The organism is Massilia sp. CFBP9012, from assembly GCF_034045115.1.
Lineage (GTDB): Bacteria > Pseudomonadota > Gammaproteobacteria > Burkholderiales > Burkholderiaceae_D > Telluria.
Genome location: NZ_JAXCWM010000010.1, coordinates 211,464 through 233,606, shown reverse-complemented (window position 1 = coordinate 233,606; position 22,143 = coordinate 211,464). Strand labels below are relative to the sequence as shown.

20 protein-coding genes and 1 tRNA gene are annotated in these 22,143 nt (G+C 65.7%); 10 read left to right on the top strand and 11 right to left on the bottom strand.

Translation table 11 applies throughout. From position 1 onward, the window contains the following. Positions 1–47 precede the first annotated feature (47 nt). From trpE to SOM61_RS18145, 5 genes are all read left to right on the top strand, one after another. A complete protein-coding gene (gene trpE / locus SOM61_RS18165) occupies positions 48–1,544 on the top strand; it encodes an anthranilate synthase component I (RefSeq protein ID WP_320475385.1) in 1,497 nt (498 codons plus the stop codon). A 1-nt stretch (position 1,545) separates the two neighbouring features. Then, complete coding sequence (locus SOM61_RS18160) at positions 1,546–2,109, top strand: anthranilate synthase component II (RefSeq protein ID WP_320475384.1); 564 nt, start codon at positions 1,546–1,548, stop codon at positions 2,107–2,109. Between the two features lie 207 nt (positions 2,110–2,316). Further along, entirely contained in the window at positions 2,317–3,354 is a 1,038-nt protein-coding gene (trpD, locus tag SOM61_RS18155) for an anthranilate phosphoribosyltransferase (RefSeq protein ID WP_320475383.1), read from the top strand. Between the two features lie 19 nt (positions 3,355–3,373). Then, complete coding sequence (gene trpC / locus SOM61_RS18150) at positions 3,374–4,174, top strand: indole-3-glycerol phosphate synthase TrpC (RefSeq protein ID WP_320475382.1); 801 nt, start codon at positions 3,374–3,376, stop codon at positions 4,172–4,174. A gap of 91 nt (positions 4,175–4,265) precedes the next feature. Then, positions 4,266–4,769 carry a TonB C-terminal domain-containing protein gene (locus SOM61_RS18145; protein ID WP_320475381.1) on the top strand — a complete coding sequence of 168 codons (504 nt, stop codon included), beginning with the start codon at positions 4,266–4,268 and terminating at the stop codon, positions 4,767–4,769. Between the two features lie 24 nt (positions 4,770–4,793). Here SOM61_RS18145 and SOM61_RS18140 read toward each other — a convergent pair whose 3' ends face one another. The 3 genes from SOM61_RS18140 to SOM61_RS18130 form a co-directional block, all read right to left on the bottom strand. Further along, a complete protein-coding gene (locus tag SOM61_RS18140; RefSeq protein ID WP_123071560.1) occupies positions 4,794–5,228 on the bottom strand; it encodes a MerC domain-containing protein in 435 nt (144 codons plus the stop codon). A 68-nt stretch (positions 5,229–5,296) separates the two neighbouring features. After that, a complete protein-coding gene (locus SOM61_RS18135) occupies positions 5,297–7,291 on the bottom strand; it encodes a TonB-dependent receptor (RefSeq protein ID WP_320475380.1) in 1,995 nt (664 codons plus the stop codon). A 283-nt stretch (positions 7,292–7,574) separates the two neighbouring features. Next, positions 7,575–9,683 carry a TonB-dependent receptor domain-containing protein gene (locus SOM61_RS18130; RefSeq protein ID WP_320475379.1) on the bottom strand — a complete coding sequence of 703 codons (2,109 nt, stop codon included), beginning with the start codon at positions 9,681–9,683 and terminating at the stop codon, positions 7,575–7,577. Between the two features lie 159 nt (positions 9,684–9,842). Here SOM61_RS18130 and SOM61_RS18125 point away from each other — a divergent pair, with 159 nt between their 5' ends. After that, the gene (locus SOM61_RS18125) at positions 9,843–10,223 is read left to right on the top strand and encodes a Fur family transcriptional regulator (RefSeq protein ID WP_123072168.1); all 381 of its coding nucleotides are present in this window, start codon (positions 9,843–9,845) and stop codon (positions 10,221–10,223) included. A gap of 68 nt (positions 10,224–10,291) precedes the next feature. On the opposite strand, the gene SOM61_RS18120 is transcribed toward SOM61_RS18125, so the two are convergent. The 6 genes from SOM61_RS18120 to SOM61_RS18095 form a co-directional block, all read right to left on the bottom strand. Further along, complete coding sequence (locus SOM61_RS18120) at positions 10,292–11,626, bottom strand: amidohydrolase (RefSeq protein WP_414675024.1); 1,335 nt, start codon at positions 11,624–11,626, stop codon at positions 10,292–10,294. 32 nt (positions 11,627–11,658) lie between these two features. After that, on the bottom strand, positions 11,659–13,479 hold the full coding sequence (locus SOM61_RS18115) for a M61 family metallopeptidase (RefSeq protein ID WP_320475377.1): 1,821 nt from the start codon (positions 13,477–13,479) through the stop codon (positions 11,659–11,661). A 102-nt stretch (positions 13,480–13,581) separates the two neighbouring features. Further along, the gene (locus SOM61_RS18110) at positions 13,582–14,178 is read right to left on the bottom strand and encodes a nucleotidyltransferase family protein (RefSeq protein ID WP_320475376.1); all 597 of its coding nucleotides are present in this window, start codon (positions 14,176–14,178) and stop codon (positions 13,582–13,584) included. A gap of 4 nt (positions 14,179–14,182) precedes the next feature. Further along, positions 14,183–14,644 (bottom strand): (2Fe-2S)-binding protein, encoded by a 462-nt coding sequence (locus SOM61_RS18105; RefSeq protein WP_123072164.1) that lies wholly within the window; start codon positions 14,642–14,644, stop codon positions 14,183–14,185. 37 nt (positions 14,645–14,681) lie between these two features. Continuing rightward, positions 14,682–15,416 carry a DsbC family protein gene (locus SOM61_RS18100; RefSeq protein WP_320475375.1) on the bottom strand — a complete coding sequence of 245 codons (735 nt, stop codon included), beginning with the start codon at positions 15,414–15,416 and terminating at the stop codon, positions 14,682–14,684. 10 nt (positions 15,417–15,426) lie between these two features. Continuing rightward, positions 15,427–16,659, bottom strand: coding sequence for an FAD-dependent monooxygenase (locus SOM61_RS18095; protein WP_414675023.1), 1,233 nt, complete (start codon positions 16,657–16,659; stop codon positions 15,427–15,429). Positions 16,660–16,810: 151 nt separating this feature from the next. On the opposite strand from SOM61_RS18095, the gene SOM61_RS18090 reads away from it, so the two are divergent. After that, positions 16,811–16,886: transfer RNA gene (locus tag SOM61_RS18090), tRNA-Phe, on the top strand. A gap of 62 nt (positions 16,887–16,948) precedes the next feature. Here SOM61_RS18090 and SOM61_RS18085 read toward each other — a convergent pair. Beyond that, entirely contained in the window at positions 16,949–17,497 is a 549-nt protein-coding gene (locus SOM61_RS18085) for a hypothetical protein (RefSeq protein ID WP_320475373.1), read from the bottom strand. Positions 17,498–17,720: 223 nt separating this feature from the next. Between SOM61_RS18085 and SOM61_RS18080 the strand changes: the two genes are divergently transcribed. Both SOM61_RS18080 and SOM61_RS18075 read left to right on the top strand, forming a co-directional pair. After that, positions 17,721–18,587 (top strand): AraC family transcriptional regulator, encoded by an 867-nt coding sequence (locus SOM61_RS18080; RefSeq protein ID WP_320475372.1) that lies wholly within the window; start codon positions 17,721–17,723, stop codon positions 18,585–18,587. A gap of 260 nt (positions 18,588–18,847) precedes the next feature. Beyond that, positions 18,848–19,189, top strand: coding sequence for a zinc ribbon domain-containing protein YjdM (locus tag SOM61_RS18075; RefSeq protein WP_320475371.1), 342 nt, complete (start codon positions 18,848–18,850; stop codon positions 19,187–19,189). Positions 19,190–19,216: 27 nt separating this feature from the next. On the opposite strand, the gene SOM61_RS18070 is transcribed toward SOM61_RS18075, so the two are convergent. Next, entirely contained in the window at positions 19,217–20,092 is an 876-nt protein-coding gene (locus tag SOM61_RS18070; protein ID WP_320475370.1) for a class I SAM-dependent methyltransferase, read from the bottom strand. A 171-nt stretch (positions 20,093–20,263) separates the two neighbouring features. On the opposite strand from SOM61_RS18070, the gene SOM61_RS18065 reads away from it, so the two are divergent. Continuing rightward, positions 20,264–22,129 carry a tetratricopeptide repeat protein gene (locus SOM61_RS18065; RefSeq protein ID WP_320475369.1) on the top strand — a complete coding sequence of 622 codons (1,866 nt, stop codon included), beginning with the start codon at positions 20,264–20,266 and terminating at the stop codon, positions 22,127–22,129. Positions 22,130–22,143: the final 14 nt, after the last annotated feature.

Sequence of the window (22,143 nt, the reverse complement as noted above, 5' to 3'; positions counted from 1 at the left end):
TTGAAGTACACCACCGCCCCACCAACCCCGGGCGGCACGGAGAAAACATGACCGAACTCGAATTCAAGTCGCTGGCCAACCAGGGCTACAACCGCATTCCACTGATCGCGGAAGCCTTCGCCGACCTCGAAACCCCGCTCACGCTCTACCTCAAGCTGGCCCAATCCCAGCACACCGGCAAGAACACCTTCCTGCTGGAGTCGGTGGTGGGCGGCGAGCGCTTCGGCCGCTACTCCTTCATCGGCCTGCCGGCCCACACGCTGCTGCGCACCAGCGGCAACGTCACCGAGATCGTCAAGAACGGCGAAGTGGTCGAAACGCACGAGGGCAATCCGCTCGACTTCATCGAGCAATTCCAGGCGCGCTTCAAGGTCGCCCTGCGTCCCGGCCTGCCGCGCTTCTGCGGTGGCTTGGCCGGCTACTTCGGCTACGACACGGTGCGCCACATCGAGCGCAAGCTGGCCGACAGCGCCCCGCGCGACGAACTGGGCCTGCCGGACATCCAGTTGATGGTGACCGAAGAACTGGCCGTGATCGACAACCTGTCCGGCAAGCTGTACCTGATCGTGTATGCCGACCCGAGCCAGCCAGAGAGTTACTCGCGCGGCCGCCAGCGCCTCAAAGACTTGCGCATGATGCTGCGCCGGAGCGTCGACGCACCGGTCACCTCGAGCTCGGTGCGTACCGAAGCCGTGCGCGACTTCAGCAAGGAGGATTACCTCAAGGCTGTCGCGAAAGCCCATGAATACGTGATGGCGGGCGACCTGATGCAGGTGCAGATCGGCCAGCGCATCCGCAAGCCCTACGTCGATTCGCCGCTGTCGCTGTACCGCTCGCTGCGCTCGCTGAATCCGTCGCCGTATATGTACTACTACAACTTCGGCGACATGCAGATCGTCGGCGCCTCGCCCGAGATCCTGGTGCGCAACGAGCTCTCGCCCGAAGGCGGGCGCAAGGTCACCCTGCGCCCGATCGCCGGCACCCGCGGCCGCGGCGCGACGCCCGAGCAGGATGCGGCGCTGGCCGAAGAACTGCTGAACGATCCGAAGGAAGTCGCCGAGCACGTGATGCTGATCGACCTGGCGCGCAACGACATCGGCCGCATCGCCGACACCGGCAGCGTCAAGGTGACCGACCGCATGGTCATCGAAAAATACTCGCACGTGCAGCACATCGTCTCCAACGTCGAAGGCAAGCTGAAAGACGGCATGTCGAACCTCGACGTGCTGCGCGCTACCTTCCCGGCCGGCACGCTCACCGGCGCGCCCAAGGTACGGGCGATGGAAGTGATCGATGAATTAGAGCCTGTGAAGCGCGGCATCTACGGCGGCGCCTGTGGCTACCTGAGCTTTGGTGGCGAGATGGACGTCGCCATCGCGATTCGCACCGGCGTGATCAAGGACGGCAACCTGTATGTGCAGGCCGCGGCCGGCATCGTGGCCGACTCGATCCCCGAGATGGAATGGCAAGAGACTGAAAAGAAAGCGCGCGCCGTGCTGCGCGCGGCCGAGCAAGTGCAAGATGGCCTGGATGGGGAGTTCTGACATGCTGCTAATGATCGACAACTACGACTCGTTCACCTACAACATCGTGCAGTACTTCGGCGAGCTGGGTGAGGACGTGCGCACCGTGCGCAACGACGAGATCACAATCGAACAGATCGCAGGATTGAGGCCCGACCGCATCTGCATCTCGCCGGGCCCGAAGGCGCCGAAGGATGCCGGCATCTCGCTCGACATCCTGCGCGAATTCAAGGGCAAGCTGCCGATCCTGGGCGTGTGCCTGGGCCACCAGGCGATCGGTGAAGCTTTCGGCGGCAATGTGATCCGCGCCAAGCAGGTCATGCACGGCAAGACCTCGAGCATCGCCCACATCGGCGAAGGCGTGTTCACCGACCTGCCCAGCCCCTTTACCGTGATCCGCTACCACTCGCTGGCGATTGAACGTTCCTCGCTGCCGTCCTGCCTCGAAGTGACGGCGTGGACCGACGACGGCGAGATCATGGGTGTGCGCCACAAGGACTACAACATCGAAGGCGTGCAATTCCACCCCGAGTCGATCCTGTCCGAGCATGGTCACGCCCTGTTCAAGAATTTCCTGACGCGCTAAGCGCCCCTGAAGTCGCTGCACGCACGCCGACCACGTCACAGAACACCCGCGTCTCCAGCACGTCATTCCCGCGAAGGCGGGAATCCAAGCCAGTTCCGCAGCCAGCGACTTGCTCTCCGTCCTGGCACGCAAGCAAACTTAGGTTCCCGCCTCCGCGGGAACGACGGCTCAAGCGCTAGCGAATACTGAAACCCTACTGGAACCGCCATGCCGATCACCCCACAAGAAGCGCTGCTGCGCTGTATCGAACACCGCGAGATCTTCCACGACGAGATGCTGCATTTGTTCCGCCAGATCATGGCAGGCGAGATGTCGCCAACCATGGTCGCGGCCCTGACCATGGGCCTGCGGGTCAAGAAGGAAACCATCGGCGAGATCACCGCCGCCGCCCAGGTGATGCGCGAGTTCTCGACCAAGGTGCCGATGGCCGACACCACCCACCTGCTCGACATCGTCGGCACCGGCGGCGACGGCGCCAACACCTTCAATATCTCGAGCGCCTCGATGTTCGTGGCCGCCGCCGCCGGCGCGCGCGTGGCCAAGCATGGCGGCCGCAGCGTCTCGTCCTCGTCCGGCAGCGCCGACGTGATCGAGGCCTTCGGCGCCCACATCGACCTGAAGCCCGAGCAGATCGCCCAGTCGATCGCCCAGACCGGCATCGGCTTCATGTTCGCCCCCAACCACCACGCGGCCATGAAACACGTGGCGCCGGTGCGGCGCGAGCTGGGCGTGCGCAGCATCTTCAACATCCTCGGGCCGCTGACCAATCCGGCCGGCGCACCGAACATCCTGATGGGCGTGTTCCACCCCGACCTGGTCGGCATCCAGGTGCGCGTGCTGCAGCGCCTCGGCGCCGAGCATGCGGTGGTGGTGTGGGGGCGCGACAATATGGACGAAGTCTCGCTCGGCGCCGGCACCCTGGTCGGTGAGCTGGTGGGCGGCGAGATCCGCGAATACGAGATCCACCCGGAAGACTTCGGCCTGTCGATGATCTCGAGCCGCAACCTCAAGGTGAGCAATGCCGAGGAGTCGAAGACGCGCATCCTGGAAGCGCTGCGCGGCGAGCCTGGCCCGGCGCACGACATCGTGGCCCTGAATGCCGGCACCGCGCTGTATGCGGCCGGCGTGACCGGCTCGATCGAAGCCGGCCTGCAGAAGGCGCGCGAAGCGATCGCCTCCGGCGCCGCCATCGCCAAGCTGGAGCAGTTCGTCCAGGTCACGCGCCAGCTCGGCGCCGTCAATTAAACGTATTGCGAGAGCATCGATGTCCGACATCCTCAACAAGATCCTGGCCGTGAAGGCCGACGAAGTGGCCGCGGCGCGCAAGCACCGCGACCTGTACAGCCTGCGCAGCGAGGTCGAAAGCGACCGCGAAGCACGCGCCGCCCTGCGCGGTTTCGAAACCGGCCTGCGCGCTAAGATCGCGGCGGGCCAGGCCGGCGTGATCGCCGAAGTCAAGAAAGCCTCGCCGTCGAAAGGCGTGCTGCGTCCCGACTTCCAGCCGGCCGCAATCGCGCAAAGCTACGCCGAACACGGCGCGGCCTGCCTCTCGGTGCTGACCGACGTCCAGTTCTTCCAGGGTTCGGTGGATTACCTGCAGCAGGCGCGCGCCGCCTGTGCCCTGCCGGTGCTGCGCAAGGATTTTCTGGTCGACCCGTATCAAGTGTATGAAGCGCGCGCGATGGGCGCCGATGCGATCCTGTTGATCGTGGCGGCGCTCGACCACGGCCTGATGGCGGAACTGGAAGCCTGCGCCATGGACCTCGGCATGGACGTGCTGGTCGAAGTGCACGACGGCGAGGAACTCGATGCCGCCCTCAAGCTCAGGACGCCGCTGCTGGGCATCAACAACCGCAACCTGCGCACCTTCGACGTCACCCTCGACACCACGCTGGGCCTGCTGCCGCGCATCCCGAAGGACCGCCTGGTAGTGACCGAATCGGGCATCCTGGGCACGGGCGACGTGCAGCGCATGCGCGAGGCCGACGTTCACGCTTTCCTGGTCGGCGAAGCCTTCATGCGCGCGGAAAATCCTGGCCGCGAACTGCAGCGCCTGTTCGCATAAGGTTAAAGAACGGTAGAGGAACTCCGGATGCACGGATGGGTCGAACTGGTACGCCAATACCGGCGCGACCTGCGACAGTCCTGCATCCGCCATGAAGAACTCTCATCGCAGCATCTTCTTCTTTCTTGCACTGACCGTGCTCGCGGCCCTGGCCGCATGCGGCACGTCGACCCAGCCACCGGCGCCTGCGCCACAGGCCCAAGCGGTGACCATTCCGCTGACACCGATCCCCGCCCCTCCCCCAACGCGCACGCTCGACGCCTATAAAGCCGACGTCGCGCGCCACGTCATGCAGCGCAATCCAGAAAGAGTGTTTGAGGGAGAATTGCCGCCCATGCTGCCAGCGGTGGTGGTGCTGAACATCACGGTCGACCGCGCGGGCCAGCTCGCCGACGTCCAGGTGCAGCGCTCGCGCGACCAGGGCGCCTCAGAGGTCGCTCTCGCATCGCTGCGCCGCAGCGGTCCGCTGCCGCCACCCGATGGACTGGGGCCGGCACATGCCGACCTCATGACGTTCTCCGAGACCTTCCTGTTTGGCGAGCGTTACCGCTTCCAGTTGCGCACGCTGGCGGGGCCGCAGAGCGCAGGCTTGTAGCTTAGAACCTACCGGGATAGGTTCTTAGTGAGGGTGGCAGGATGCCGGTGCCGGGTGGCCGGCGGCGTCCTGTGCGCGAGCGCCGCAACGCTTGCAGTGACGGCGGTTGCGCAGGTGCGCATACAGCAGCATGAAGCCGCTGATGACGGCCAATACCGCTTCGGCGGTTTCGCCGAACAGCGGGCTGACGACGAAGACGGCGCCCAAGAAGATCGCCAGGCCGGCGCAGCCGACCAGCAAGGTGGTCTTGTCGCGATGCTTCAGGTAGCCAGGCACCAGCGCCAGCAAGACCGGCAAGGTGATCGCCGCGATCAGCGTGTCGTGGAAGGTGTCGTGCACGTGAGCCAGCCCGAGCATCGGAAACGCCAGGATCACGAGTGGCATCGCCATGCAGTGCAGCAGGCACAGGATCGATGCCGCCATGCCGGCGACATCGCCGTATTTGATCAGGGATTTCATGAACCCTGTTCCTTTCTTTAAAACCGGCGTCGCGAGAAGCGTCCGCGGCGCCGGTGGATTGGTTTCGTTTAGAACAGTACGCGCAAGCCGGCCGTCAGGTTACGGCCGGTGAGCGGTGCATAGTCCTTGATGAACGAGGTGTGGCTGTAGGCCAGGCGATCGGTCACATTGTTCAGGCGCAGGTACAGCTGCGCCGGCAGCGTGCCGATGCGGGTCGAGTAGTGCGTGCTGAGGTTCAGCGTGGTGTAGCCGGGCGTCTCGGTCTCGAACTCGGCGATCTTGTCCTGCTTGCCCACGCGGACCAGCTCGGCCAGGCCATTCCAGGCGCCCCAGTCGCCTTCGAGCTTGACGCCGATGCGGTGCGCCGGGGTGCGCGGGATATCGCGGCTGCCCGGGCCTTCGTCGAAGCGGGCGCGGACGTAGTCGCCGAACAGGGTCGTTTTCCACACCGACGACAGCTTGTGCGCAACCTCGCCTTCCAGGCCGGTGAAGGTGGCGTCGCGCTGGGCGTAGTTGATCAGCTGCAGGCCTTCGAACTCGCCGCGCGTCTGCGAATAGATGTAGTCGCCGATGCGGTTGTGGAAGGCGCTGAGCGAAAAGGTAGTGCGGCCGGCGAACTTGCGCAGGGTCAGGTCGAGGTTGTTCGACGTTTCCTTGACCAGGTTCGGGTTGCCGATCTCATAGGTGTTGGTCGCCAGGTGCGGGCCATCCGCAAACAATTCCTCGGCGGTCGGCAGACGGTGCGTGTGCGACAGCGAGGTGCCCAGCGAGTATTCCGGCGCGAACTTCCAGACCGCGCCGACCGACAGCGAAGTGCCGCGCGTGTGGCTGTCAGGCTTGTCCACCTCGACGTCGACGTCCTGCCATTCATGGCGCACGGCGGCCTCGAAGCGCACATTGCCCAGCTTGTATTCCTCGGTCAGGAAGGCTGCATGCTTCTTGGTCAGGGTCGGCGGCACATAAGCCTCGGCGCCGATGGCCGAGAAATCGCGGCGCGTGGTCTGCAGGCCGAACACGCCATGCCAGCCCGCAATCGGCGCATGCACGAATTCCAGGCGGCCGTCGTGGCCCTTGTTCTTGAAGGTGGTGGCGACCGCGCTGCCCTCGACCTCGTCGTGGATGTAGTCGGTGAACGAGGCGCGCAGGCGCACGCGCTCGATGCCGGCCACCGGGTTGCGGTATTCGCCGCGCACGTCCCAGCGTTCGCTATCGAGGTCCACCACCGGCGCCTCGATCTCGCCCGCCTCGTTCTCGAAGCCGTGGCCCGGCAGGCCGTAGTTGCCGCGCTCCTTGGTGAAGGCCGCGCCCAGGTAGCCATTCTGGCCGACCCAGGACAGGCCGACGGTGCCGGTCTCGGTTTCCTTGTCGCTGCCCGGGACCCGGCGCCCGCCTTGCCAATCCTTGCCGACACGGTAATCGTCGGCATCGCGCTTGACGCCTTCGAGGTGCAGGGCCAGGTTGCTGCCGGCGGCCACAGTGAACTCCGCCGCGCCGGTCTTTTCGCGCGCCGCCGAATTGGCGCGCACTTCGGCGCTGCCTTCCAGGCCGCCCTCGGGCATCGCGGTCGGCACCTTGCGGTCGATGATGTTCACCACGCCACCGACAGCGCCGCCGCCATAGGCCAGGGCCGACGGGCCGCGCAGCACTTCGATGCGCTCGGCCAGCACCGGTTCGAAAGCGACGGCGTGGTCGGGGCTGATGGTCGACGCATCCTGGATCTCGGAACCGTCGGACAGGATCTTCACGCGCGGACCATCCATGCCGCGGATGATCGGACGGCTGGCGCCGGCGCCGAAGTGGCTCGAGGTAATGCCCGGCATGCTCGACAAGGTCTCGCCCAGGGTCGACTGGCGGGTCCGCACCAGCTCATTGCCGCCGATCGACGTCACCGGCGTGACCATGTCGTCGCTGGCCACGCCGAGTCCACTGGCGGACACAATGACGGTTGCCGGCGCAGCGGTCGCTGGGGCCGCGGTCGATTGCGCGTGAGCGGTCAACGGCGCGCCAAGCGCCAGCAAGCAGGCCAGTGCGAGCGGCGTGCGCTTGCCAGTGAAGTCAGTCATGGGAATCCTTGGTCGTCGAATGCGCCGTGGTGGCAATGATGCACCATAAGCAGAATCTAATGATAACCGATTATCGTTAAGGATTCAACGTAGCGCGGCAATTGCGTGCAGCTATAAAACGGCTGTACACCATACACGTCGTTCTATCGACACCGTAAATACGTCGTCCCCGCGCAGGCGGGGACCCAAGCCCTTCGCGCAGCCACTACGCTTTACGTAGTCACAACGCTGGAAAACTTAGGTCCCCGCTTGCGCGGGGACGACGATGCTACGGCTAACGAACTTAGAAAATGACGCGAATGCCTGCCGTCAAATTACGCCCAGTCAGCGGCGCCGCGTTCTTGATGAACGAAGTGTGGCTATACGCCAGTTCGTCGGTCAGGTTGTTCAGGCGCGCATAGAACTGGGTCGGCACACCGCCAATGCGGGTCGAGTAATGGGCGCCGACGTTAAGCATATTGTAGCCGGCGGTCTCGGTCTCGTAGTCGGCCAGCTTGTCCTGCTTGCCCACGCGGTAGAACTCGACCATGCCATGCCACTGGTTCCAGTCGCCGTCCAGCTTGACGCCGAGGCGCGAGGCCGGGATGCGCGGCAGGTTGCGGCTGCCCTCGCCCTCGTCGAAACGGGCGCGCACGTAGTCGCCGAACACGGTCGCGCTGATCGCCGGGGTCAGCTTCTGGCGGATCTCGCCTTCGAGGCCGGTGAAGGTGGCGTCGCGCTGGGCGTATTCCACCAGCTGGAAGCCTTCGTGGTTGTCCAGCGTGTGCGCGTAGATGTAGTTGTCGACGCGGTTGTGGAAGGCGCTGACCGAGAAGGTGGTGTCGCCTTCGAATTTGCGCAGGGTCAGGTCGACGTTGTTCGAGGTTTCCTTGTCCAGGTCCTGGTTGCCGACTTCATAGGTGGCGGTGGCCAGGTGCACGCCGTCGGCATACAGTTCTTCGGCGGTCGGCAGGCGGTGGCTGCGCGACAGCGAGGCGCGCAGCGAGTATTGCGGCGCCAGCTTCCATACGGCGCCGACCGAGGCCGAGGTGCCGCGCGCATCGGTGTCGCGCAGGCCCGGGGCATCGACCTCGATGTCCTGCCATTCGTGGCGCAGGCCGGCCTCGAAGCGCCAGTTATCGAGCTTGTATTCCTCGGTCAGGAAGGCGGCGTGCTTCTTGGTAAGCGTCGGCGGCACATAGGCTTCCTCGCCGATGGCCGAGAAGTCGCGACGCGTGGTCTGCAGGCCGAACACGCCGCGCCAGCCAGCCAGCGGCGCGTGCACCGCTTCCAGGCGGGCGTCGTGGCCCTTGTTGCGGAACGAAGTCGAAACCACATTGTCTTCCAGCTCGTCGTGGACGTAGTCGGTGAACGAGGCGCGCAGGCGCACGCGCTCGATGCCGGCCACCGGGTTGCGGTATTCACCGCGGATGTCCCAGCGTTCGCTGTCGAGCTTCACGACCGGCACTTCGCCGTGCTCATGGTCATGGTCGTGATCGTGGCCTTCCTCGCCGTGCTCGTCATGGTCATGGCCTTCTTCGTCTCCGTGGCCGCCGCAGTGCAGGTGCGAGCCATGCGGGTGGCAGCTCTCGAACTCGTGGCCATGGCCCGGAATGCCGTACTCGGTGCGCTCCTTGGTGAAGGCGGCGCCGATATAACCGTTCTTGCCGATCCACGACAGGCCGACGGTGCCGGTCTCGGATTCCTTGTAGCTGCCGTTGACGTGGCGGCCTTCGCTCCAGTCCTTGCCGACGCGGTACTCGTCGGCGTCGCGCTTGACGCCTTCCAGGTGCAGGGCCAGGTTGCTGCCGGCGGCCGTGGTGAATTCGAAGGCGCCGGTCTTTTCGCGCGCCGCCGAATTGGCGCGTACTTCGGCACTGCCTTCCAGGCCCTTCTCGGGCATCGCGGTCGGGATCTTGCGGTCGAGGATGTTCACCACGCCGCCCACCGCGCCGCCGCCATAGGCCAGGGCCGACGGGCCGCGCAGCACTTCGATGCGCTCGGCCAAAACAGGTTCAAAAGCGACAGCGTGGTCGGGGCTGATGGTCGAGGCGTCCTGGATCTCGGCGCCGTCCGACAGGATCTTCACGCGCGGACCGTCCATGCCGCGGATCACCGGACGGCTGGCGCCGGCGCCGAAGTGGCTCGAGGTGATGCCGGGCTGGTGGGCCAGGGTTTCGCCCAGGGTCGATTCGCGGGCGCGCACCAGTTCACTGCCGCCGAGCGAGGTCACCGGGGTGATCATGTCATCGTGGACCACGCCCAGGGCGCTGGCGGACACGACCACGGTCGGCACGCTGTCCGGATCCGAGGCCGCACGGCTCGTCGTCTGGGCTTGGACGGCCAGGGGCGCGCCGAAGGCCAGCATCAACGCCAGGGTCAGCGGTGTGCGCTTGCAGGAAAAGTGAGACATGGTGGTTCCTCGAAATGATTGAGCGGCAGGATGCATGCAAAGCCGATAACGATAATACGTTATCATTAACGTTGAAATGATAAGCCATTATCATTAAGCATTCAACCGCTTTTTGGCGCTTTTTGATTCCAGTGCGCGCTTTGAGGTATCCTTCGCCCTATGCAACGCAATACACGTCAAAAAACCGCCATCCTGCATGCGATCGAGCATGCGCAGCGCCCGCTATCGCCACAAGAGATCCTGGACGAAGCCAGTCGCGAGGTCAGCCAGTTGGGCATGGCGACCGTGTACCGCAACCTGAAGTCGCTGGTGGACGACGGCGCGCTCAAGGTCGTCACCCTGCCCGGCGAAGGCGCGCGCTACGAATCGACCAGCGCCGCCGAACACCACCATCATCACTTCCAGTGCACCGTCTGCCAGCGCGTATTCGACGTACACGCCTGCCCGGGCGACATCGAGCACATGGCGCCGAAGGGCTTCAGCGTCGAAAGTCACGAGCTGACCCTGTACGGCCGCTGCGCCGACTGCCTCAAGTCCTGAACAACCGCACAAAAAAACAAAAACGGCCGGCGCACCAGCGACCGGCCGTTTTCATATGGCCTGGCTGTTTATTTGCCAAGCACGTTCAGCACGGCCAGGGTCATCGCCTGGGCGCCGGTCTTGATCGACGGTTCCGGCACCGGCGCGTAGAACGGCGAGTGGTTGAAGGCGATCGGCTTGCCTCCCTCGCGTTCCGCTTCGGCCACCACCTTCGGATCGTAGACGCCGGTGAAGAAGAACATCGACGGCACGCCTTCGTTGGCGTACAGCGAGAAGTCTTCGCTGGCGGTCATGGCCGGCATGCGCTTGGCCTTGTCGGCGCCGAAGGCTTCCTTGAACACCACCTCGGTCTTGTTCACCAGTTCTGTGCTGTTGACGATGGCCTGGCCGCCGCCGCCGATCAGCATGTCCGGCTTCGGCGCGCCGGCCATCGCGGCCGAACCCTCGGCCACGCGGCGCACGCCTTCGAGCAGCTTGGCGCGGACTAGCGGGCTGTACGAGCGGATGGTGCCGCGCACCTGCACGCTGTCCGGGATGATGTTGCCGACCGTGCCGCCCTGGATCGAACCGACCGTGACGACGCCGAACTCCTTCGGATCCTTCTCGCGGCTCACCACGGTCTGGACGTCGACCACGAAACGCGCCGCGATCGCCACCGGGTCGATGGTTTTGTCTGGCGCCGAGCCGTGGCCGCCACGGCCTTTGAACGTGATCTCGAGCCAGTCCGAGTTGGACGATACCGGGCCGTCGTTGAAGCCCACGGTGCCATGGGCCAGCGGCCACGAATGCAGGGCGAAGGCGTAGTCCGGTTTCGGGAAGCGCTTGAACAGGCCGTCGTCCAGCATGGCCTTGGCGCCGGCGACGATTTCCTCGGCCGGCTGGCCAATGAAGACCAATGTGCCCTTCCACTGCGATTTCAGCTCGACCAGGGTGCGCGCGGTGGCGAGCCAGCTGGTCATGTGAATGTCGTGGCCGCAGCTATGCATCACGAAGGTGTCGCGGCCTTCGCTGGTGGCGCGGGCGCGGCTGGCGTACGGCAGGCCGGTGCGCTCTTCCATCGGCAGGCCGTCCATGTCGGTGCGCACCAGGACCGTCGGGCCGGCGCCGTTCTTGAGCACCGCGACGATGCCGGTCTTGCCGACCTTCTCGGTGACGGTGAAGCCAAGCTTGCGCATCTCGGCCGCAAGCTTGCCGGCGGTGCGCACTTCCTGGAAGGCGATCTCGGGATGGGCGTGCAGGTCTTTATAGACCGCGTCGAGCCATGGGTACATGGCGTCGACCTTGGCGACGACATCGCTCTTGAGCGGGGCGGCCTGCTGGGCCTGGGCGACGTTCGCGGACAGTGCCAAGGACGTGAAAACGGCGGCTACCGCAGCTGACATGGCAATTCGAGTAAAGGTCATGGGATGCTTATCGTTGTGAAGATTCTGGTCCATTACACGGCGCTCGGCCGCTTGATCGCGGCCGACTTGCGCCCGGCCACCGCCTGCGCCAGGCTGATGCCTGGCACGCGGTCGCCCTGCAGGGTGACGTCGAAGGCCATCAGCTCGTCGCGGCGGAAGGCGTGCACGGTGACGCGGTCGCCGACGCGGTAGCGCGCCAGCAGTGCATCGACGTTGGGCGGATTGCCGTTGACGCGCAGGCCGTCGATCGCGATCACGACGTCCAGCGCCGACAGGCCGGCCTGGTGGGCGGCGCCGCCCTCGTGCACCTGGGTGAGTTTGGCACCGAGCGGGTCGCGGCCGATGCCGGCGTCCAGCGAGGCCTTGCCGCCCTTGCGCTCGTCGACCAGCTTCACGCCCAGCGGCGCGTACAGCTTGGCCAGCGGCAGGTCTTCGGTGCCGCGCACGTAGCGCTCGAACATGTTCTTGAGTTTGAGGCCACTTATCTCGTCGAACAGCGCTTCGACTTCCTGTTCCGTCACGCCACGGCCGGCGCCGTTGTAGAAGTCGCGTCCGTAGCGTTCCCACAGCGCCAGCATGATGTCGTCCAGCGATTTCGCGCCACCGGTCTTGGCGCGGATGGTCAGGTCGAAGGCCAGCGCGATCAGCGAACCCTTGGTGTAGTAGCTGATGATCGCGTTCGGCGAATTCTCGTCCTGGCGATAATACTTGCTCCAGGCGTCGAAGCTCGAATCGGCCACGCTCTGCTTGAGGCGCCCACTGCCGCGCAGCACGCCGCCGACCGTCTTGGCCTGCAGCTTGAAATAAGTCGCTTCGCCGATGATCCCAGCGCGCACCAGCATCAGGTCGTCGTAATAGCTGGTGAAGCCTTCGAACAGCCACAGGAGCGGCGTGTAGTTCTCGGCCTGCAGGTCGTAGGGGGCAAAGGCGGCCGGCTTGATACGCTTGACGTTCCAGGTATGGAAATACTCGTGGCTGCACAGGCCCAGGAAGCGCAGATAGCCCTCGCCCGGCTCGGCCGCCTTTGGCGTGGCCAGGCTTGGCAGGTCGGCGCGCGCGCAGATCAGGGCGGTCGAGGCGCGATGTTCGAGGCCACCGTAGCCATCGCCCACCGCCATGGTCATGAACACGTAGCGCTCGAGCGGCGCGCGCTTCGTCTTCGGTTCGAAGAAGGCGATCTGGGTCTCGCAGATCGCCTGCAGGTCGGCCTGCAGGCGCGCCATGTCGAGGTTGGGCACGCGGCCGGTGATTACGATATCGTGCGGGATGCCATGGGCCTTGAAGGTGGCCAGCTCGAAGTCGCCCATCTCGACCGGATGGTCGATCAGTTCGTCGTAGTTGGCGCAGGCGTAGGCGCCGAAGCCATAGCGCTTGGCGCCTGCTTCGGGCATCGCGGTGGCCACGCGCCAGGTTTTGGCGGCCGGGTCAAGCGGGCGCTGGATGTCGATCTGGTGGACGAGCGACTCCTGCCCCACCACGCGCAGGAACACGCTGGTGCCGTTGAAGAAGCCGTGGGTCTGGTCGAGGTGGGCGGCGCGCACCGACAGGTCCCAGGCATACACCTCGTAATGCAGGGTCAGGGGGGCTGCGGTAGGCGCGGCGCGCCACGAGTGTTTATCCAGCTTGGTGAGTGCGAGCGGCTGGCCGCCGCTCTCGGCGCGGATGCGCACGATATTGCGCGCGAACTCGCGGATCATGTAGCTGCCCGGGATCCAGGCCGGCAGCACGAACGCCTGGCCGTCGGGATCGGGATTGGCGACCGTGACGGTGACGTTGAACAGGTGACCGGCCAGGTCTTTGGGGACAATCGTGTAGTGGATGGCGTTCTGCTTTTTCTGCGATGGCTTTTTCATGATCTTCTTGAATGGTCTCTCGGGACGCGCCGAATGGACATAGTGTAATCCATCGGGCGAAGCAAAACGCGCGCCATGCATGGCGGGTGGGCGGCGCGTCGGCTAGGCCGGCAGGTCGGAAGGGGAATCGATGTCGCGCAGGATGCCGGGATCGAGCACGTCGATCGTGGCGACGGGGCTGCTTTGCAATAGGCGCCGCGCGCCCTGGTCGCCGTCCAGCGCCAGCAGGGCATCGCGGTGCTGCGCGCCGAAGGCGACCGGATTGCCGCGCCGGCCTTCGAACAGGGGCGCGGCGATGGCGGCGCCCTCCCTGACCGCAGCGTCCAGCGCATGCAGGGTGGATGGATCGACGAAGGGCATGTCGCCCAGCGCCACCAGCCAGCCCTGGCCGGGCGATTGGTCGTGCAACTGAGCATGCAGGGAATGACGGATCGCGTGCGCCAGCGACAGGCCCATGCCGCTGTCGGCATCCGGGCACACCGTCACCTCGCAGCCGAGTTGGCGCAGCACGTCTCCCACCCCGCCGTCGGCGGGCGGCACCACCGCCAGCACGCGTGGGAACACGGCCAGCAGCGTGCGCGCGCTGGCGGCGACCACCAGTTCGCCGCCGGGCAGGCGCTGCAACAGCTTGTTGTAATTACCGGCCGGGTCGAAGCGGCGACCCCGCCCCGCGGCCAACAGGATGCCGGTCAGCGCCATGGGGTCATGCCTCCAGGGCCGCGGCGGCATCCTTGATGGCCGCGCGGATCCGCTGATAGGTGCCGCAGCGGCACAGATTGCCGCTCATGGCGTTGTCGATGTCGGCGTCCAGCGGGCGCCGGTTGGTGCGCAGTAGCGCGACGGCGCTCATCACCTGGCCGCTCTGGCAGTAGCCGCATTGCGGCACGTCGTGGCGTACCCAGGCATCCTGGACCGCCTTGCCGACCGGGTCGTCCTGCATCGCTTCGATGGTGGTGATCGCCTGGCCCGCAACTGCCGCGATCGGGGTGACGCAGGCGCGGATCGGGACGCCGCCCAGGTGCACGGTGCAGGCGCCGCACAGGGCCGCGCCGCAGCCGAACTTGGTGCCGGTGAGGTTCAGGTTGTCGCGCAGCGCCCACAGCACGGGCGTGGCGGGGTCGGCATCGACCTGCAGGTCTCTGCCGTTGATGTTCAATGTGAGCATGCACGCTCCTGGACGACAACCATGACCGGCGCCAGCCTTACTTCGCCGGCTTCGCTTCCAGCGAATCGAACTTGGCTTCGAGCGACTTCAGGTCGATCGCGCCCGGGATGCGGGTGCCGTCGCTGAAGAAGATGGCCGGCGTGCCGGTGATGCGCAGCTTCTGGCCGAGCGCCAGCACCTTGTCGTTCGGCGATTCGCAGGCGGCCGGCGCCGCCGGCGGCACCTTACCGTTGATCATCCAGTCATCCCAGGCCTTGTTGCGGTTCGGCGCGCACCAGATGTTCTTCGACTTCGTGAACGAATCCTGGGACAGGATGTTGTACATGAAGGTATAGATGGTGACGTTGTCGATCTCGTTAAGCGTCGTCTGGCGCAGGCGCTTGCAGTAGCCGCAGTTCGGATCCTCGAACACCGCGATCACGCGCTTGCCGTTGCCCTTGACCTGCTTGAGCGCCATCTCGAGCGGCAGGTCGCTGAACTTGATCTTGTTGATGTCGTCGATGCGCTCGCGCGTCAGGTTGCGCGAACTCTTGACGTCATACACCTGGCCGATCACTAGGAACTCGCCCTTCTTGTCGGTGTACAGGATGTCGCCCGCGACCCGCACCTCGTACAGGCCGCCGTACGGGGTCTGGCTGACCGATTCGATCTTGGCGCCGCCCAGGTGCGGTTCGAGCGCCTTCTTGATATTTGCCTCGACCGTGTTCTGCGCATCGACGCACGATGCGAGCAGCGCCGTCGCCAGCAGGACGGCGAGCTTCATTTTGATCATGCTTGATTCCTCAGATTGATGACTTGCCCATCGCATGCGCCATCAGGCGCCGCTTCAAAGCAGGCATTTTATCAAGCAAGTTGAGTCCAAGATTGCGCATTACGCGTACAGGCTCCAGATTTGCCCCGAACAGGCGCTCCAGCCCATCGGTGGCCAGCTGCATCATGACCACGTCTTCCTTGCGCTTGCGGGCATAGCGCGCCAGCACCCGTTCGTCTCCGATGGCGCGCCGTTCCTCGCGCTCGCGCACGGTGGCGAGCAGGTCGACCACGTCGCCGAAGCCCAGGTTCATGCCATGCCCGGCCAGCGGATGCACGGCGTGGGCGGCGTCGCCCACCAGCGCCACGCGCGGCGCCACGATCGCATGCGGCTTGACCAGCGCCAGCGGCACCGCCGCCACGGCCTCGGGTTGCAGGGGACGCAGGGCGCCCAGCTTGTCGTCGGCGTACTCGCCGAGCCGGATCGCCAGTTCGCCCAGCGACTCGTCCATCAGGGTGTCGGCCAGGGTCTCGGGCGCCGACCACACCAGCGAGACGCGGTTGCCCGGCAGCGGCAGCAAGGCGACGATGCCGTCGGCGCAGGTGAACCACTGGTGGGCCACGCCATGGTGCGGCTTCTCGCAGGAGAAGTTGGTGACGATGGCGCGCTGGTGATACATGCGGTAGTCGACACCGATGTCGCACTGCCCGCGCACCCACGATTCGCGGCCGTCGGCCCCGACCAGCAGCGCGCATTCGATGCGGCGTCCGTCTTCCAGGCGCAGCGCGGCGCCCTCGTCGCTGCAGCTGAGCTCGCAGGCGCGGCCTTCGACCCGCTGCACGTTGTGGGCGAACTTGAGCGCGGCATCCAGCGCCTGATTCAGGTTATGGTCTTCGACGATCCAGGCCAGGGTGCCGACCCGGGCCCCGAAGGCGTCGAAACCGAGGGTGCCGCCGCCCTCGCCGTCGCCATGCACGTCCATCGCATCGACCGCGGCGACGCGCGCCAGGTCGAGAGCGCCCCAGACCTTGAGCGAGGCCAGCAGGTCATGGGCCGTATGGTTGAGCGCGTAGACACGCACGTCCCATGGACGTTCCGCAGCCGACGCTGACGACGGCGCCTCTGCCGCGGGACGCGCGGGCGGCGCCAGCAGCGTCACGCTATGCCCGGCCTGGGCAAAGCCGAGGGCGGTGGTCTTGGCGATGGCGCCATTGCCGACGATGCAAACATCGGTCCGGGTAGTGGAGGTCGTGGGCGTGGTCATGGTGCTCATTATAGCGATATGCCAAGCCACGCCTTGCCGGCGTCGCCATGCGTTTACGGCTGAGCCGGGGTCAACATGCCGTGCGGAACACACAAAGCATTCACGAGTACTTGCGCAACTGAAAATCGCTGGCTATAATCATGCCTCTCTTGGCCTGGTAGCTCAGTTGGTAGAGCAGAGGATTGAAAATCCTTGTGTCGGTGGTTCGATTCCGCCCCGGGCCACCAAGAATATCGAAAAAACGCCAATCCTCACCGGTTGGCGTTTTTTTTCGTGCCTGCGCCTGTGATCACATGGCCCGCGGATCGGCCTTGCTTGCCGGCGTCAGCAGTTTTTCCATGATCGCCAGGCGCACGCCACGGTACTGGGGCGACAGCTCCGGACCGCTCGATGCCGAGCGCACGCCCATGTGGACAAAGCCGAAGCGGGAATAATAGTCGCTCAGGCCTTGATTATCCGCCCAGGTATCCAGGCGCAGCCGGTCGAATCCCAGGCGTAGCGTCTCGCGTTCGCTCCAGGCCAGCATCAGTCCAAACAATGACCTCCCCTTCCATAGACGCCCGACAATGATGCGGTTGATATAGCGGGCCGCGTGCGGCTGCAGGCCCAGCCACAAATCCTCGTCCATGGGCGATGGCGGACAGAAACTGAAGATGCCGACGGTGTGCATATCGACCGACAACAGATATTGGGACCCGGCGGCGATGTCGGCCTCGACCACCGCCAGGTCCAGCGTATTCCAGTAGGGGAGCCCCCGCCTGCGCTGGAACGCGATCGCTTCCTCATATAACTCCTTGATTTTCGGTATGTCCGCAGTGTGCGCGCGATGGATGTACATGGTTCTGCCGGAAAGTTGAAAGCGTCGAGTGTGCGCTGGGTTGGGCGAGCAGGTCTTGTATGGCTGTAACCTCGGCCGGCACCCGGTTGGCGTGCTGTACAGCTGTGTTTACAGCTGTACAAGCATGCTGCGCAAAAGCCTGCCATCATGCGTTGCGGCCGGACGCGACGCCAGGGCAAGAGCGGCCTTTCGTTATATTCCTGGCATTTCTTGCAGACAGACGATGGACACAGACAACCACGACCAATCCGGACCGGAGCTGGCATCGAAGGCCGACTGGGTGCGCTATCGCCCCACCGGTGTGCAGGGCGTGACACTGATGCGGGCCCATTTCACCGACTACACTTTCGAGCGGCACAGCCATCCTGAATTCGGGATCGGCCTGACCTATCGCGGTGTCCAGACATTCAACTGCCAGGGCAGCCGGCAGGTCAGCGCGCCGGGCAACGTGATCTTCCTGAACCCGGACCAGGCCCATGACGGCTTGCGCGGCAAGACCGACAGCTACGACTACAGCATGCTGTATGTCGATCCTGCCGTGATGACGGTGCTGCGCGAGCGGGCGGCAGGCGTTCTTCCGGCGAGTTATTTTCGCGATGCCGTCGTGCACGCACCGGAAGCGGCAAGACAATTGCACAACGCCATAGAGGCAAGCGGACAAGCTCAGGAAGCGCTGCGCGCGGAGTCGCTGCTGCTCAAGGCCTTCATGGGCTTGCTCCTGCGCTTCGGCGAAGCGCCGGGGGCGGCGCAGGCGCCCGCGCTTGCCGGCCTGGCCCGGCTGAACCGGGTGCGCGACTATATCCGCGCCCATGCGAGCAACGATTTCTCGATTGCCGAACTCGCGCGCGAAGCCGGCGTGTCGCGGGTATACCTGAGCCGTGCGTTCGAACGGCAGTTCGGCGTGCCGCCCCATGTCTACCTGAACGCGGTCCGGCTGGCCAATGCACGTCAGCTCTTATTGAGCGGCATGTCGCTGGCGACGGTCGCGGTGAGCGCGGGGTTTGCGGACCAGAGCCATTTCACCCGGCGCTTCAAGGGCGCGGTCGGACTGTCGCCAGGGGCGTGGTTGAGGCAGATGCGCAGTGGCTGATGTGGCAACCATCGGGCCAAGCTGGCATGCCGGGGCCGTGGCGCTGCCGGCGGAGCGCGCCACGGCTGGGAGTTGGCATGTTTCCTTCTGGTATCATACGCGCTGACTGATGGTAGTCGGCGCCTGCCCAATGCTCCGCGTCATCCCTGACGATGCAGGTTCTGTCCGATGGCGCGCATCCGCGTCGACGGCGCGGCGTCCGATCACCACCCTCCCTGTTTGCGGCCCTCCCGGGCCAGCGTTTGATATCCAAGGTTTACATGCACACCCTTCCTCCATGCCCCCAATGCCAGTCCGCCTATACCTATGAAGATGGCGGCGGCCAATATGTCTGCCCGGAATGCGCCCATGAGTGGCCGGTCCAGGCAGCCGCAGCGACCGACACCGTGCGCGTCTACAAAGATGCGTCAGGCAATATCCTCCAGGATGGCGATACCGTCACCGTGATCAAGGACCTGAAACCGAAAGGTTCGGGCGGCGTGATCAAGCAAGGCACCAAGGTCAAGAATATCCGCCTGGTCGACGCCGATCACGACATCGACTGCAAGATCGATGGCTTCGGCGCCATGAGCCTCAAGACGGAATTCGTTCGCAAGGTATAAGCACGCACCGCGACCGGCGCCTGGAGCCTAATGCAGCGCGCCCGCCGCCTCGCGGGTCAGCACGATCTCGAGGTATTCGGCCGGCGCCACCATCGAATCGGGCCCGGCAGTGTTGAAGCGGTCGATCAGGGCCAGCAAGTCTTGTTCGAGCGCGTCGGCGGCAGACGGCGCAAGGGCGGCGAACGCCCGGTTGAGCGGTCCGTAGTAATCGCGGAACACATGCACCCAGTGCGTGGGCGACGCGTAGCGGAAGTTGAACATCCTGCGCGTGATGCGCGCCTGGAGCGCGTCGGCGCCGAACAGCTGGCGCACATGGTCTTCATTTCCCCACAGTAGCGGCGACGCCAGCCCGGCCGGCGGCGCGATGTTCTTGCCGACCGCCTTGAACAGCTGGCCGATGAAGCCCTCGGGCGTCCAGTTCGCCATACCGATGCGTCCGCCGGGCCGCACCACGCGCCGGATCTCGGCGGCGGCGCGCGCCTGGTCGGGCGCGAACATCACCCCGAAGGTGGATAGCGCCACATCGAAACTGGCATCCGGGAACGGCAGCGCCTCGGCGTCCGCTTCACGAAAATCGATCGCCAGGCCCTCTGCGGCGGCGCGCGCCCTGCCCTTCTCGAGCAGCGCCGGCACGTAGTCGGTGGACGTGACGCGGGCGAAGCGGCGCGCCGCGGCCAGCGTGGCGTTGCCGTTGCCGGCAGCGACGTCGAGGACGCGCTCGCCGGCGCGCACGTCGGTGGCCTCGGCCAGCAGTTCGCCGACGATCTGCAGGGTGACGCCGACGACCGCGAAGTCGCCGCTGGCCCAGGTGGCCTGCTGGCGTTGCTTGATCGCGGCGAGGTCGGGGCCGGCAGTGCCGGGGCCCGCCTGGGGCGACGGCGAGGGTTGGGCTGGCTGGGTCATGATCGGTCTCCTTGAGCAGGCAGGTTTTCGATATGACTAGCCCGTGCCACCCATGGTTCGACGCTACACCTTGTGCCTTCTCAATCCTGAATTGGGAAATCAGCTGGCCGATGCGACTCCAAAGACAAGGCAGGCACCGCAGACACGGCGCCGCCTCCGAGGAGTCTCACCATGAAACGACCGCGCCTTGTTCCGCGTGGCATTGCCGCCGCAATCATCATTCTTGCCATCGCCGTGATCGGCGCAGTGGCGCTTGCCGCCATGCCATCGCTATGGTCCGGGCGCGGCACGGCCAATACCGGTTTCGACCCGCTGTTCGCCGGGGCCACCAGCGCCACCTGCGCACCGACACGCGCAGGTGCGCCGCCCCTCCTGGCCCATCTGGTGCAGGCCCAGACCGAGACGCGCCCGTTCACACCCGGCCAGCAGGCGCCGGCCACGTCGGGCACCAAGCCCGCAGACAAACCAGGCAAGGCCGCGCCGCCGCCCCTGTACGACAACCTGGGCAAGCTGCGCGTGCCGATCACCACCGCCAGCAAGCGCGCCCAGGCCTATTTCGACCAGGGCGTCCGCCTGACCTTCGCCTTCAACCATGCCGAGGCGGCGCGCGCCTTCCGCGCCGCGCAAGACGCCGACCCGAACTGCGCCATGTGCTACTGGGGCGAGGCGCTGGTGCTGGGCCCGAACATCAACGCCCCCATGTTTCCCGAGGCCGTCGCACCGGCGGTGGCCGCCGCGGCCGAGGCGAGCCGCCTGGCGCCGCGCACCCGGCCCGAAGAGCAGGCCGTGATCCGCGCCGTGGTGCGCCGCTACAGCCTTGACCCCGGCGCCGACCGCGCCGCGCTCGACAAGGCCTACGCCGATGCCATGACCGAGGTCGCGCGCGACTACCCCACCCACGACACCATCCAGGTGCTATTCGCCGAATCGCTGATGGACCTGTCGCCGTGGGACTACTGGGCGGCCGGCGGCGCCAAGCCCAAGAACCGCACGGCCGAGCTGGTCGCCGCACTCGAGAAAGTATTGGCGCGCAACCCGACCCATGCCGGGGCCGCCCATTACTACATCCACGCCATGGAAGCCTCGAGCCGGCCCGAGAAAGCCCTGCCCGCCGCGCGCGTGCTGGCAAGCCAGATCCCGGGCGCCGGCCACATCGTGCACATGCCCTCGCACATCTATTACCGGCTGGGCATGTATCGCGACGCGCTGCGCGCGAATGTCCTGGCGATCGCCACCGACGAACGCTACTTCGCCGACGCGGCCAGCGATCCCGTCTACCGGGGCGCCTATTACCCGCACAATATCCACTTCGTGATGGTGTCGGCCCTGATGGGCGGCGATGGCCGCACGGCGCTCGAAGCCGCAGGCAAGCTCGACAAGGTGATCACGCCAGACCTCCTGACCGCCATCGGCGCGCTGCAGCCGGTCAAGTCGGCGCCCTACTTCGCCCACGTCCAGTTCAGCGATGCGGACACCCTGCTCGCGCTCCCCGACCCAGGCCCCCAGTTCGTGCTCGTTCAGGCGATGTGGCATTACGCGCGCGCCGTCGGCCATGCACGCAAGGGTGACTTCGATGCGGCCGCACGACAAGTCGCCGCGCTCGACAAGATCGAGAAGAACGGCGACTTCAAGCCGGTGAACGACTGGAATATTCCCGGTCAAGAGATCGTCCAGACCGCCCGCGCGGTGGCCCGGGCCCGGATCGCCGATGCGCGGGGTGACTTGCCGCGTGCGGTCAAAGCCTACCGCAGCGCAATCGCGGTGCAGGACGCCCTGCCCTATATGGAGCCGCCCTACTGGTATTACCCGGTGCGCCAGTCGCTCGGCATGGCGCTCCTGCGCAGCGGACAGCCGGACGCCGCCGAAAAAGTCTTCCGCGATTCGCTGGCGCGCACCCCAAGCAATGGCTGGGCATTGCGCGGCTTGATGGAGGTGTACCGCAAACGTGGTGACGAAGCCGCGCTCGCAGCCGTGCAAAAGCAGTTCGCGACCACCTGGCTTGGCAAGCCGGACGGGCCGGCGCTGTCCGCGCTCTAGACCTGCCGGAGACT